Below are 13,875 nucleotides of genomic sequence, written 5' to 3' on the forward strand. Positions count from 1 at the left end.
AACATATATAGGCATTTATTTTGTAGTTTGCAAATAATTAATGTTTAAAGTAAGATTTTTCTGTTTTTAGAAGCCTTTCATAGAGGTCTTCGTAGAATGGTTTTGATTTAAATATTTCTGCTACTAGGTAGGCTATAAAGGATACTAGGGCTAGGCCTAGGATGTTTGAGAAGGCTCCGCCTGTCATTTCCACAATTAGGATTATGGCTGCAATTGGAGTTCTTACTATGGCTGAGAAGTGGCCTGCCATGGCTATTAAACTTATGGCAAAGATTCTTTCTGCCGGGATTAGACCCATATCAAAGAGGGCTGTGGCGTAGATATTGCCAAGGATTGCCCCTATTGCTAGGAGTGGAACTAGGGAGCCTCCTGATAGGCCCATGCCAAAGGCAAGGCTTAAGAGGAGAATTTTTGCAAAATACATATATATAAGTGTGGCCAAAGATTCGCCCCCACCTGCTGGTAGGTATATTAATTCTTCTCCTGATCCAAAAAGCCTTGGATCTACTAGTAAGGCTAGGCCTGTTATGACAAATGGGGCCAGGTATTTCACAAGGTCTGGAAGGGGAATTTTTTTGTAAACTGATTTTGCCCCTATTACCAGCTTATTAAATAAGACTCCAGAAAGGCCTGTGACTATGCCTAGGATAAGGATTATCCAAAGCCTTGCCTGGCTTACATTATCAAAAACCGGTATCTCTATTAGGCTTGGGAAGTCTCCAAAAATTAGTCCTGATGTGATTGTCGCTGCTATTGTAGTTGTAGCTGATGTAAGGAAGGTCTTTACATCGTGCTTTCTAAAGACTTCTTCTACCCCAAAGATTATTGCTGCTACGGGAGCATTAAAGGCTACTGCAAAACCTGCTGCTGCCGCAGATCCTATAAAATATTTCCTCTCAAAAGTTTGGTCAAAGCCTGCCACAATATCTCCAGCCAGGCCACCAAGCTGAACTGATGGGCCTTCCCTGCCTACTGTTAGACCTGAACCAATAGTTAGAAAGGATGCTATAAATTTATTAATGATGGTTTTTTTAGAATTAACTTCAAATTCCCCATCCATCATACCCATTATCACTGGTATTCCAGATCCCTTGGTATCTTTATCCTTTTTTAGGATATAAAAAGTAATAATTCCTATAAGAATTAAAAATAAAATAAATAAGAAGGAATTTGTTAAATTGCCAGAAGTCTTGCTTAGGAATTCTTCCATGAAACTTGCAACTAAGCCTATTGCTTTTTTGAAAATCCCAATCAAAAGACCTACAAAAATTCCTAAGATAACAAATAAATATAACTTTTTATATAATTTTTCCATAATTCACCTCGTATTTACTATACAGAAATTTTACTTATTAACAATTTTAAATTTGGGTAGAAATGTAGTTAAGGAGGAATTTATGAAATATTTTGATTATAAGGGAGATAAAGTCTCAAGACTTGGCTTTGGCTGCATGAGATTTAAGACCCTTGATGATGATAATGGTAAGATTGACAAAGAATACTCAAGCGAGATTATAAAAGAGGCTATAGATAAGGGACTTACATACATAGACACAGCCTACCCTTACCACAATCAGATGAGCGAGAAATTTATTGGAGAATTCATAGAAGAAAATGACCTTAGGGATAAGGTCACAATTGCAACTAAGATGCCAGTTTGGCTGGTAAATTCTTATGAAGATTATGAGAAGATTTTTAAGGAACAACTGGCAAACCTTCGCACAGATTATTTTGATTTTTACCTAATCCATTCATTGGATAAGAAAAAATTTGACCAAGCTGTAGAAAATGGACTTTTTGACTTTATAAAAGTTATAAAGGAAAAAGGACTTGTAAAAAACATTGGCTTTTCCTTCCACGATGAATATCCAGTTTTTGAAGAAATTATCAAATCCTATCCATGGGATTTCTGCCAAATCCAATTAAATTATCTGGATATCAACCTTCAAGCAGGTATGAAGGGCTATACACTTGCCAAGGAAATGGGCATTCCCCTTGTGATAATGGAGCCTGTAAAGGGCGGAAGACTTGCAAATCCACCTCGTGAAGTAAAAGACCTCATGAGGGGTTCAGACCTTTCACCAGCCCAAATGGCCCTTAAGTTTGTCCTAGATCTAGATAATGTCATGACTGTTCTTTCTGGTATGAATGACATAGACCAAGTTAGGGAAAATCTTGCTATAGCAAGTCAAGTAGAGCCAGCAAGTCTAAGTGATGAGGATAGAGATTTTTACAGGAAGGCCAGAGCGATCTATAAGTCAAGAGAGCAAATCGCCTGCACAGCTTGCGAATATTGCTTGCCTTGCACAGTTGATATCAATATACCAAAGGTCTTTGCCCTCTGGAATAACGCCCACCTTTATGATGAAAAAGAAAAATCTCAAAAGGCTTACAAAGAATATCTAAAAGACGGAGTAAGCCCTGAAGAGTGCATAGAATGCGGCAAATGCGAAGGCATATGCCCACAAAGTCTTGAAATAATCGAAGACCTTAAGAAAGCTAATGAATATTTAAGATAAAAATAAAAGCTGATGGGAGGATTTTTTCCTCTTCCATCAGCTTTATTTTTATTCTGGGGCATTGAGTTTGATATTTTCTTCAAAGCCTGATGGGTCTCCATTTTTGGCTTTTTCTAAAATATCATTAAAATATTTTCTTGTTGCATCATCGCATTTGGCTTCTGACATATAAGTCATAGTCTTGGCTTTTTCTAACTCATCTAAAGCTTTTTGAGCTCTTGCTGGATCAGTCTTATAAGTATTTAGCCATTCCTTTTCCCAGGCTGCTTCCCAATACATGCTTGCCCTTGTAGAGCCAAATCCCTTTTGATATAGGTCATCATCCTTATAGTCAATCTCTTCTGGGATTTCATATCCTTCTGGCCAGTCTAAGTTTTCCTTAGTTTTTGTAAATTCTTCTTGAATTTCTTTCTGGCTAATCATTCCTGTAGAATAATCATCCGCATCTGCCTTTCCACAAGCTGCAAGACCAAGAGCAAGGCCGCCTACTAATAATATTGAAGATAGTTTTTTAATATTTGTTTTCATATTTTTCTCCTTTATTTTTTCTATATTATGATTATAGCAAAAATAAAAAATATGAGAATTACAAACTTTGTAAGGAAAAAGAGCGCTAGCTTTTGGCTAAACGCTCTTATTTTTATACTTCTTCGATTTCTTCTTCGGCTATGGCTCGTTCTACTGATTCCACGTTTGCTCTGATTTGTTCATCTTCTAGCTCTTTGGTTTCGTAGTCGATTTCTACATCATTGTAGTATTTTAGGCCTGTACCTGCTGGTATTAGCTTACCTATTATGATGTTTTCTTTTAGACCTCTTAGGTCGTCTACCTTGCCCTTAATTGAAGCATCTGTTAGAACTCTGGTTGTTTCTTGGAAGGATGCTGCTGATAGCCAGCTGTCTGTGGCAAGAGATGCCTTGGTTATACCAAGAAGCTCTTGGTCATAGATTGCTGGTCTTTTGCCTGCTTCTTCCATTTCCTTGTTTACTAGATCTACTTCACGTCTATCTTGCAAGCTTTCTGGTAGGAATTCTGTATCTCCTGAGTCTACGATTTTTACTTTCTTTAGCATCTGACGAGCTATTACTTCGATGTGTCTGTCGTCGATTTCAACACCTTGTTGCCTATATACTTTTTGGACTTCCTTGGTGATGTAGTCTTGAACTCCGACCTTGCCTAGTACATCTAGGACATCGTGTGGGTCTAGGGAACCTTCTGTTAGTTGGGCACCTATTTCTACATAATCTCCGTCTCTTACTAGGATTCTTGAACCAAATGGTATCTTGTATTCTCTAGCTTGGCCATCTTCACCAAGTATTTCTACGTCAGTTTTCTTTTCGTTTTGGATTAGACGAACCTGGCCTGAGTTTGCTGCTATGAAGGCAAGTCCCTTTGGTTTACGAGCTTCAAAAAGCTCCTCAACCCTTGGAAGACCTTGGGTGATTCCAACGCCTGCTATACCACCGGAGTGGAAGGTACGCATGGTTAACTGGGTACCTGGTTCACCGATTGATTGGGCTGCTATAATTCCTACAGCTTCACCGATGTTTACGTGCTTGCCTGTTGCTAGGTTTCTACCGTAGCATTTAGCACATACACCTTGTTTTGACTTACATTCTAGGACTGAACGAAGTTTTACTTCTTTGATGCCAGCTCCTACGATTTTGTCAGCCAAGTCTTCATCTATTACTTCATCTTTATGAACAATTATCTCGCCTGATTCATCTTTTATATCTTCAAAAGATGTACGGCCTACGATTCTTGTTCTTAGATCTTCTATTAATTCGTTGCCATCTTTAAATTCGTGAGCTACTACAAAGCCATCTGAATGGCAGTCATCTTCTGTTACTATGACATCTTGAGATATGTCTACCATCCTACGGGTTAGGTAACCTGAGTCGGCTGTTCTTAGGGCTGTATCTGTTAGACCCTTACGAGAACCGTGGGTTGAAATAAAGTACTCTTGTACTGATAGACCTTCCCTAAAGTTAGCCTTGATTGGAATCTCGATGATTTTACCATCGGCCTGACTCATAAGTCCACGCATACCGCCTAGCTGTCTGATCTGATTGGTTGAACCACGGGCACCAGAATCAGCAAAGATTTTGATGTTGTTGTCATCTCTTAGGTCTGAAAGTAGGGCATCTGTAACCTTGTTGGTTGTATCTTGCCATATTTCAATTACCTTTTCATATCTTTCTTGGTCAGTTATAAGACCACGTCTGTAAAGCTTGTCGTACTTATCAACTGCCTTATCAGCTTCATCTATTAGTGGCCATTTTTCAGCTGGGATTTTTACATCGTCCATTGATACTGTTAGGCCTGATAAGGTTGAGTATTTGTAGCCTGTGTGCTTGATGTAGTCAAGGACTTCGGCTGTTTTGATGTTGCCATGTTTTCTAAAGCACCTATCGATTATATCTTTTAGGGTTCCAGAATCTGCAACTGTGTCTATTTCTAGTGAATATGGATCTTCTTTTCTGTTTACATAGCCTAAATCTTGTGGAATACCTTCGTTGTAGATAAATCTACCTACTGATGAAGTTACAATTTTACCTGGATCCATTTCATCTTTTTTGATTCTTACGCCAATTTTACTTTGATATTCTACAAGTCCATTTACTAGAGCCTTATACATTTCATTTGTAGATTCAAATACCATTCCCTCACCCTTAGCTCCTTCTTTGATGGTTGTTAGGTAATAAGCACCTAATACCATATCCTGAGATGGGGTTGTGATTGGCTTACCATCTTTAAGGCCTAGGATGTTGTTGGTTGACATCATTAGTAGTCTTGCTTCAATTTGGGCTTCGTTTGATAGTGGAAGGTGGATAGCCATCTGGTCACCATCGAAGTCGGCGTTGAAGGCGTTACATGCTAATGGATGAAGCTTGATTGCCTTTCCTTCTACTAGAGTTGGTTCAAAAGCTTGGATACCAAGTCTATGGAGGGTCGGAGCACGGTTTAGAAGTACTGGATGGTCTTTTATAACCTCTTCTAGGACTTCATACACTCTTGGGTCCTTTTTCTCTACCATTTTCTTGGCTGTCTTTAGGTTGTGGGCCAGGTCTTTTTCTACTACCTTGTTCATGATAAATGGCTTGAATAACTCAAGGGCCATCTCTTGTGGCAGACCACATTGGTTGAACTTAAGGTCTGGACCTACTACGATTACTGAACGTCCTGAATAGTCTACCCTCTTACCTAGAAGGTTTTGTCTAAATCTACCAGATTTACCCTTAAGAAGGTCTGATAGGGACTTCATGTTTCTATTTGAGGCTCCTGTTACAGCTCTTCCCCTACGACCGTTATCTATTAGGGCATCGACTGCTTCTTGGAGCATTCTCTTTTCGTTTCTGACGATTATTTCTGGAGCGCCTATATCAAGTAGTCTTTTTAGTCTGTTATTTCTGTTGATTACTCTTCTGTATAGGTCATTTAGGTCAGATGTTGCAAATCTTCCACCTTCTAGTTGGACCATTGGTCTTAATTCTGGTGGCATTACTGGAAGGACATCTAGGATCATCCATTCTGGTTTGTTGCCACTTGTTAAGAAGGCATCTACTACTTCTAGTCTTCTTGATACTCTTACCTTTTTTTGGTTTGATGATTCATCAAGCTCTTTTAGAAGAAGTTCGTATTCTCTTTCAAGATCGATGTTTTGAAGGAGTTCTTTTACTGCTTCTGCACCCATTGCTGCCTTAAATTCTGTATCGTCTGGATATTGTTCAAGTATGTCTTGGTATTCTGTTTCTGAGATTTCTTGTTTTTCTGCTAGGTCTGTTGAACCTGGGTTGATTACTACATAGGATGCAAAGTAGAGGATCTTCTCTAATACTCTTGGGCTCATATCAAGGAGAAGTCCCATTTTAGATGGGATTCCCTTGAAGAACCAAATGTGACTTACTGGAGCTGCTAGCTCTATGTGTCCCATTCTTTCACGTCTTACTTTTGATTTTGTGACTTCTACTCCACATTTTTCGCACACTACGCCCTTATATCTCATGCGTTTGTATTTACCACAAGAACATTCATAGTCCTTGGTTGGTCCAAATATTTTTTCGCAGAAAAGGCCATCTTTTTCAGGCTTTAGGGTCCTATAGTTTATTGTTTCTGGTTTTTTAACTTCACCATGAGACCAACTTCTTATTTTTTCTGGCGATGCGACTTTCATCCTCATGCCGATAAATTCTTTTAATTCGCTCAATTCAAACTTCCTAACTATGACTTAAGCCTCTTCACCCTCTACTTCTGCAGCCTTTACTTCTTCAGCTTTTGCAGAGGTATTGGATAAAAGTTTGCTTTGGTTTCTTATCTTTGATGCATCTATCTTTTCTACTTGAGAAAATCTATCTTGTTCGTCTATGTTTTCCTTAAGTTCTACGACTTCACCCTTATCATCTAAGAGCTCTACGTCTAGGGCAAGTGATTGTAATTCTTTTACAAGTACCTTAAATGATTCTGGTGTGCCTGGTTCTGGGATATTTTCACCCTTTACTATTGATTCGTAGGTCTTAACTCTTCCAGTTACATCATCTGATTTGACTGTCAAGATTTCTTGGAGGGTATGGCTTGCACCATATGCTTCTAGGGCCCAAACCTCCATCTCTCCAAATCTTTGGCCACCAAATTGTGCCTTACCACCTAGTGGTTGTTGGGTTACTAGGGAGTATGGTCCGATTGACCTGGCGTGGATTTTTTCTTCTACCATGTGGTGAAGTTTGAGCATGTACATGACTCCTACTGTTACAGGGTTTTCAAATTCTAAACCTGTCCTACCATCACGTAGTCTAATCTTGCCTGTCTTATTTACATATGGGGCAATTTTCTTTGCTTCTTCTAGGACTTCTTCTATTTCTGTATCCATAGCACCATCAAATACTGGAGTTGCTATCTTCCATCCTAGGGTTCTTGCTGCAAGACCCATGTGCACTTCTAGTACCTGACCAAGGTTCATACGGCTTGGTATACCTAATGGGTTTAGGCAGATTTGAATTGGGGTTCCATCTGGTAAGAATGGCATGTCTTCTCTTGGAAGAATTCTTGAAACGACACCCTTGTTACCGTGACGACCGCACATCTTATCTCCTACCATAATTTTTCTCTTGGTAGCTACATAGACTCTTATAACTTTATTTACACCTGGAGATAATTCATCTCCGTCTTTTTTGTTGTATTCTTTGACATCAACTACGATTCCCTTTTCACCATGTGGTACTTTTAGGGATGTATCTCTAACTTCTCTTGCCTTTTCACCAAAGATTGCGCGAAGTAGTCTTTCTTCAGGAGATAGCTCGGTTTCTCCCTTTGGAGATACCTTACCTACAAGGATATCACCACTTGTTACTTCAGCTCCGATTCTTATCACACCATTTTCATCAAGGTCTTTTTTCATATCATCGCCGACATTTGGTATATCTTTTGTGATTTCTTCTGCGCCTAGCTTGGTTTCTCTGGCTTCACATTCGTGTTCTTCGATGTGGACTGATGTTAGAACGTCGTTGATTACTAGTTCTTCGTTAAGGAGCATAGCATCCTCGAAGTTGTAACCTTCCCATGTTGTAAAGGCTATTAGGATATTTTTACCTAGGGCTAGCTCTCCTTGTTCTGTTGATGGACCATCTGCGATTACTTGGTCAGCTTTTACTTCTTCACCAAGCTCTACAATTGGTCTTTGGTTGATAGTAGTTCCTTGGTTGGCTCTTTCAAATTTAAGTAGGTCATAGGTGATTATTTCACCATCTGAGTCTGACTTAACTTTGATCTTATCACCTGATACATAGACAACTTTTCCCGCTTCTTTTGATACTACACATACACCTGAGTCCTTTGCAGCCCTATGCTCAATTCCTGTAGCTACTATAGGAGCTTGGGACTTGATAAGTGGTACTGCCTGACGCTGCATGTTGGCACCCATAAGGGCACGGGTAGAGTCGTCGTTTTCTAAAAATGGTATTAGGGATGCTCCGACTGATACTATCTGTTGAGGTGATACGTCCATGTATTGGATGGCATCTCTTGGATAAATATCATTTTCACCCTTATAACCACGTCCTGATACTCTGTCATTGATAAATACATTGTTTTCATCTAATGGTTCGTTGGCTTGAGCAATGATGAAATTATCTTCTATATCTCCTGTTAGATATACAATATCATCTGTTACATGGCCACCAGCTTCTACCTTTCTATAAGGTGTTTCTATGAAGCCATATTTATTTACTCTAGCATAAGTTGTAAGAGATGTGATTAGACCGATGTTTGGTCCTTCTGGAGTTTCTATCGGACAGATCCTACCGTAATGGGAATCGTGAACGTCTCTTACTTCAACTCCTGCCCTATCTCTTGATAGACCGCCTGGTCCTAGGGCTGATAGTCTTCTCTTGTGGGTTAACTCACTCATTGGGTTGGTTTGGTCCATGAACTGTGATAATTGGGATGAACCGAAGAATTCCTTTATAACAGCTGTCACAGGCTTGATATTGATTAAACCTTGTGGTGTTGCTATATCTGGGTCTTGGGTTGTCATTCTTTCACGAACTACTCTTTCCATACGAGCAAGACCAACTCTAAATTGGTTTTGTAATAATTCTCCAACACCTCTTACACGACGGTTACCAAGATGGTCTATGTCATCTGTTTCGCCGACACCTTCAAAGAGGTTGAATTGGTAGTTTACTATTGCAAGTATATCAGCTTTTGTAATGTTTTTAGGAGAAAGTTCTTTCTTTCTTCTTTGGATGAGTTTTACAAGATCTTCATCATCACTAGCTTCATCGATTATTTCTCTCATTACTGGATAATAAACTTTTTCGCTTAGTTCATCATAATCGATATCTAGGCCTTCTAGCTCTTCAAATGAGTGAACATCAACAAAGTTATTTCCAACTATTCTTAGGGTCTGTTCCTTGCCATCTGAGTTGATTTTATTTATATCAACTGTAACTATTCCAGAATTTTCGATAGCTAGGGCAGTTTCCCTATCAATTACTTCACCTTCTTTGACAAAGATTTCGCCTGTTTCGCTATTAACTACATCTCTTGCAGCTTTTTCGCCTTCGATTCTGTCAGCTAGGGCAAGTTTTAGGTTGTATTTATATCTACCAACTCTTGCAAGGTCGTATCTTCTATCATCAAAGAGGAGGTTATTAATTAGGGTTGTGGATGATTCTAGGGAAGCAGGATCACCTGGTTTTAGCTTTCTATAGATTTCTATCAAAGCTTCTTCGCTAGTTTCAGAATTTTCCTTCTCTAGGGTATTTCTTAAATGTTTGGTATCACCTAGAGCCTCAATAATTTCCTCATCTGTCTCAAATAAAAGGGCACGAACAAGGGTTGTAGCTGGTAATTTTCTTGTTCTATCTAATCTGACATTTACAGTATGGCTGGCGTCAGTATCAAATTCTATCCATGCACCACGGTTTGGTATAACTGTAGATGAATATTGCTTATCCCCGCTCTTGTCAGTCTCTTCTGCATAATATACACCTGGACTTCTTACAAGCTGGCTTACTATAACTCTTTCAGCACCATTTATAACAAATGTTGCAGAGTCAGTCATCATTGGGAAATCACCCATGAAAACTTCTTGTCTTTTGATTTCACCAGTTTCTTTATTAAATAAGATAGCCATAACCTTTAGGTCTCTGGCATAGGTTAGGTCTTTATACTTAGCTTCTTTTAGGGTATATTTTGGTTCTTTTTCAAACTCATAGCCTGTAAATTCAAGGCTGAGCTTGCCATTATAATCCTCAATTGGTGAGATGTCTTCTAGGATTTCTCCAAGACCTTCTTTAATAAACCAATCATATGAGTCTTTTTGAACTTTTAATAAATTTGGTAAATCTAAGACTTCAGGAAACTTTGAGAAGGACATTCTCTCGGTTTTCCCATATAACTTCTTGTGATATTGGGCCATTGTTACTCCTTACTGTTTGCAAACTTCAAATGACAAATTCTACTTGTCTATAAGATAAAAAAAATCTCCATAAATAGATTTCTAGCAATTGTATATTATACTTCAAAACAATCAACCTTCAAGTCTTTTATTGAGATTTCTCCTTATATTCTATATATTCTCTTGGAACTATTTTATAAAACTATCTAATTATGATATCAGATAATGTATATTTGTCAATTATCTAATAGGATTTTTTTATCTTTCTTCTATTATACATTTATAAAATATATAAACAATCAGAAATTTATGATATAATATAAGTAATGGAGGAGATATGAAAGACTTAATTAAATTTTTTTCAATAATAACAGGCCTTTTTAGGTCTATAATAAGCATCCTGTTGTTTTTTGCTATTGGTTTTATCGTATTTGTCGATAACAACCTCTACTTAGCTGCCTTTGACCTAATAGGGATTACAAATATAGCTAGGTCAATCCTTAAGCCTCTTAGCCTTATTCTTGTATTAATTGCCTTTATTATAAATACAATTGTCGCAAGAAATATCTTTAAAGCAGGTGAAAATGGAAAAAGCCACCCATCAAATATTTTCTTTGCCCTTATATTTTTGGCAATTGACGGATTCTTGCTTATGAGTTTTAGAGAGAAACTTCTATTTATACTCATAGGCCTAAATGGACTTTTATTATTAAATTCACTTATCGGATTAATAGGAAAAGTAAGGGGTATTTATCAAGTAGAAGGATCCAAACAAACTAAGACAGAATACATCGAAATAAACCAAAATAATACTGATAATTCTGAAAACTTGTTAAAATCAGATGATGTAAAACTTCTTAAAAACGAAGAAGTGAAGCTTGATGGCAAGACTAAAATTAAAACCAGTCAGCTTATTGATAAAAACACCGATAATGAAAGTGAAGATTCTGACAAAAAAGATGAAAATAAAATCACCCTAGATGAAGCAAGCAGCGATACTGACAAAACCTACGAAAAGTCATCAGAAGAAAAACCACTTACCCTAGCTGATTTGAAAAAAGAAGAAGAAGCAAGCCCTAATAATCATAAGGAAAGTAAGAATAAATCTGATGATCTTATAATCACAGAGACAAATCTTGATGACCTAAAGAAAAAATCCCATGAAGATTTAAAAACAAACAAAGTCATAGTAAGTGATAATGATGATATAACCTATGACCCAGATTTGGCGGAAGATTTTCAAAAGGCAGAAGATGAAAGAATCTATGACAAATCAACATTTGTAAGAGAGGAAACAAAGGAGTAATAGCCCGATTTTCGGGCCTTTGCTCTTTTAATTTACAAGAAAGGATAAAATATGGATAAGACCTACCACGAACTAATCAAAACCCTCTACCCTAACAAAAGCGCCATCAAAGATGAGCTAATTTTACTAACCAGCCAGCAATACCTACCTAAGGGCACTGAATATTTTTTCTCTGATATACACGGGGAAAGCGATGCCTTTTTGCATTTACTAAGGTCTGCCTCTGGTAACATTAGGGATAAGATTCAAAAGCTCTTCGGAGACACTTTAGAAAAACATGACCAAGATGACCTAGCCAAGCTTATCTATGACCCAGACCTAGTCCTAAAAGAACTAAGGACTGAAGAAAAGATTACTGCTGACTATCTCACCATAACCATTCACAGGCTAATAAATCTCCTAAAATTCGTCTCAACCAAATATCCAAAAGATTATGTAAAGAGCAAGTTTCCTCAAAAATATAATCTAATCTTAGACGAGCTCCTCTACACCAACGACTCCGAGTACAACAAGCGCGCCTACTATGAATCCTTAGTATCAAATATCGTCTCCTACCAAACAGCCTATGACTTTATAAAAGTCCTCTGCGCCCTAATCCAGAGAGTATCTGTAGATAAGCTCCACATTGTAGGCGATATCTATGACAGGGGTCCATCCCCACATATAATCATGGATGAACTTCTAACCTTCCCAAATGTGGACTTCCAATGGGGCAACCACGACATAGCCTGGATGGGAGCTTGCGCAGGAAATACCGCCCTAATTGCAGCTTGCGTTGCAGATGCCATCAAATATAACAACTTTGATATGCTAGAAGATGGCTATGGAATCAACCTCAGAGTCCTTTTTGAATTTGCAATGGAAACTTATGGCGATGACCCATGCCTATATTTTAAGCCAAGAATCTATGACGATAATATTTATGACAATATCACCCTAGAAGCTGCTTCTAGGATGCACAAGGCAATTTCGATAATTAGGTACAAACTTGACTATGCCCTAATAGAGAGAAATCCTGATATGAATATGGACAATAGAAATGTCATCAAATTCATCAACTTCGATAATTTTACCTACAAGGGTGCTGCTCTTAAGGATAAAAATTTCCCAACTATTGACCCAAAGAATCCATCCAAATTGACTAAAGAAGAAAAAAATGTAATCCACGTCCTAAAACAAGATTTTATCAAAAATGACAAGCTAAATGCCCACGTCAAATTCCTCTACCAAAATGGTGCAATGTACCAGGTGGAAAACGGCTCTTTACTCTTCCACGGCTGCATCCCACTTACAAAAGATGGAGAATTCCAAGAAGTAGAAATAAAAGGTGTGACCTACAAGGGCAAAAACCTCATGGATAAATTCGATAGACTTGCCAGGGATGCCTACTTTACCAATGACCTCTTTGCCAAGGATATGATGTGGTATTTAATAAGCGGCAGGTATTCTCCAATTTTTGGCAAGAGCCAATATTCATATTTTGAAAATGTCTTTGTAGATGACAAGGCCCTTAGGAAAGAGCACTACAACCCTTACTACGACCTTTACGAAAAAGAAGAAATCGTGGATATGATTCTGGATGAATTTGGAGTTACAGGGACTAGAAGAAGGATAATAAATGGCCACGTTCCAGTAATTACCGAAGCTGGAGAAAGTCCAATCAAGGCAGGCGGTAAACTTTATGTCATAGATGGCGGCATTTCAAAACCTTACCAGGCCAAAACGGGCATAGCTGGCTATACCCTAGTCTTTAACTCCCACCACGTGGCCCTTGCTGAGCATAAGACCTACGAATCAATTACCGACAAGGTTTCATCCTACACTCCTAATATAAAGGAAGTTGAGATCATGAATCCAAGAATGCTCAGAAAAGATACAGATGAAGGCAAGAAAAATGCAGAAAAAATAAAACTCTTGCAAGAGCTTTTAAAAATTTACGAGAATAAGTAAGCACATAAAATCAGCCCAAATATAAGGGCTGATTTTTAGTTGTGGGTATAAAAAGTTTCGTAATAGAAGAGATCTGCCCTTGCGTAAGATAGGGTATATTCTATCAGATCATCTTCTAAATCATAGGACAGCCTTCTTATTTTAAGGCAAGGGCTCTTATCCTCTAGGTTCATCATCTTTGCCACTTGACTTGTCATAGACGA

General features: G+C 38.1%; 8 protein-coding genes. 3 read left to right on the top strand and 5 right to left on the bottom strand.

Translation table 11 applies throughout. The features are described 5' to 3' along the window. Positions 1–37: 37 nt before the first annotated feature. Positions 38–1,315: a chloride channel protein gene (locus ACCQ42_RS07295; RefSeq protein ID WP_265212567.1), complete on the bottom strand. Its 1,278-nt coding sequence runs from the start codon at positions 1,313–1,315 to the stop codon at positions 38–40. Positions 1,316–1,397: 82 nt separating this feature from the next. Here ACCQ42_RS07295 and ACCQ42_RS07300 point away from each other — a divergent pair, with 82 nt between their 5' ends. Next, positions 1,398–2,519, top strand: coding sequence for an aldo/keto reductase (locus ACCQ42_RS07300; protein ID WP_410035793.1), 1,122 nt, complete (start codon positions 1,398–1,400; stop codon positions 2,517–2,519). Positions 2,520–2,567: 48 nt separating this feature from the next. Here ACCQ42_RS07300 and ACCQ42_RS07305 read toward each other — a convergent pair whose 3' ends face one another. From ACCQ42_RS07305 to rpoB, 3 genes are all read right to left on the bottom strand, one after another. Further along, complete coding sequence (locus tag ACCQ42_RS07305) at positions 2,568–3,047, bottom strand: hypothetical protein (protein WP_265212558.1); 480 nt, start codon at positions 3,045–3,047, stop codon at positions 2,568–2,570. A 112-nt stretch (positions 3,048–3,159) separates the two neighbouring features. After that, complete coding sequence (gene rpoC, locus ACCQ42_RS07310) at positions 3,160–6,726, bottom strand: DNA-directed RNA polymerase subunit beta' (RefSeq protein WP_410035794.1); 3,567 nt, start codon at positions 6,724–6,726, stop codon at positions 3,160–3,162. A 21-nt stretch (positions 6,727–6,747) separates the two neighbouring features. Beyond that, complete coding sequence (rpoB, locus tag ACCQ42_RS07315) at positions 6,748–10,437, bottom strand: DNA-directed RNA polymerase subunit beta (RefSeq protein WP_410035795.1); 3,690 nt, start codon at positions 10,435–10,437, stop codon at positions 6,748–6,750. Positions 10,438–10,753: 316 nt separating this feature from the next. Here rpoB and ACCQ42_RS07320 point away from each other — a divergent pair, with 316 nt between their 5' ends. Together ACCQ42_RS07320 and ACCQ42_RS07325 are read left to right on the top strand one after the other, a co-directional pair. After that, positions 10,754–11,722, top strand: a complete 969-nt coding sequence (locus ACCQ42_RS07320) for a hypothetical protein (RefSeq protein WP_106459846.1) — start codon at positions 10,754–10,756, stop codon at positions 11,720–11,722. Between the two features lie 51 nt (positions 11,723–11,773). Beyond that, on the top strand, positions 11,774–13,672 hold the full coding sequence (locus ACCQ42_RS07325) for a fructose-1,6-bisphosphatase (RefSeq protein WP_106459845.1): 1,899 nt from the start codon (positions 11,774–11,776) through the stop codon (positions 13,670–13,672). 35 nt (positions 13,673–13,707) lie between these two features. On the opposite strand, the gene ACCQ42_RS07330 is transcribed toward ACCQ42_RS07325, so the two are convergent. Beyond that, positions 13,708–13,869 (bottom strand): UTRA domain-containing protein, encoded by a 162-nt coding sequence (locus ACCQ42_RS07330; protein WP_410035796.1) that lies wholly within the window; start codon positions 13,867–13,869, stop codon positions 13,708–13,710. Positions 13,870–13,875 lie beyond the last annotated feature (6 nt).

It is taken from the genome of Anaerococcus kampingae (assembly GCF_046365475.1).
In the GTDB taxonomy this organism is placed as follows: domain Bacteria; phylum Bacillota; class Clostridia; order Tissierellales; family Peptoniphilaceae; genus Anaerococcus; species Anaerococcus kampingae.

Coding starts and splice junctions, on each gene's coding strand:
- ACCQ42_RS07295 (WP_265212567.1), bottom strand. CDS start 1,315: ATGGAAAAATTATATAAAAAGTTATATTTATTTGTTATCTTAGGAATT.
- ACCQ42_RS07300 (WP_410035793.1), top strand. CDS start 1,398: ATGAAATATTTTGATTATAAGGGAGATAAAGTCTCAAGACTTGGCTTT.
- ACCQ42_RS07305 (WP_265212558.1), bottom strand. CDS start 3,047: ATGAAAACAAATATTAAAAAACTATCTTCAATATTATTAGTAGGCGGC.
- rpoB (WP_410035795.1), bottom strand. CDS start 10,437: ATGGCCCAATATCACAAGAAGTTATATGGGAAAACCGAGAGAATGTCC.
- ACCQ42_RS07320 (WP_106459846.1), top strand. CDS start 10,754: ATGAAAGACTTAATTAAATTTTTTTCAATAATAACAGGCCTTTTTAGG.
- ACCQ42_RS07325 (WP_106459845.1), top strand. CDS start 11,774: ATGGATAAGACCTACCACGAACTAATCAAAACCCTCTACCCTAACAAA.
- ACCQ42_RS07330 (WP_410035796.1), bottom strand. CDS start 13,869: ATGACAAGTCAAGTGGCAAAGATGATGAACCTAGAGGATAAGAGCCCT.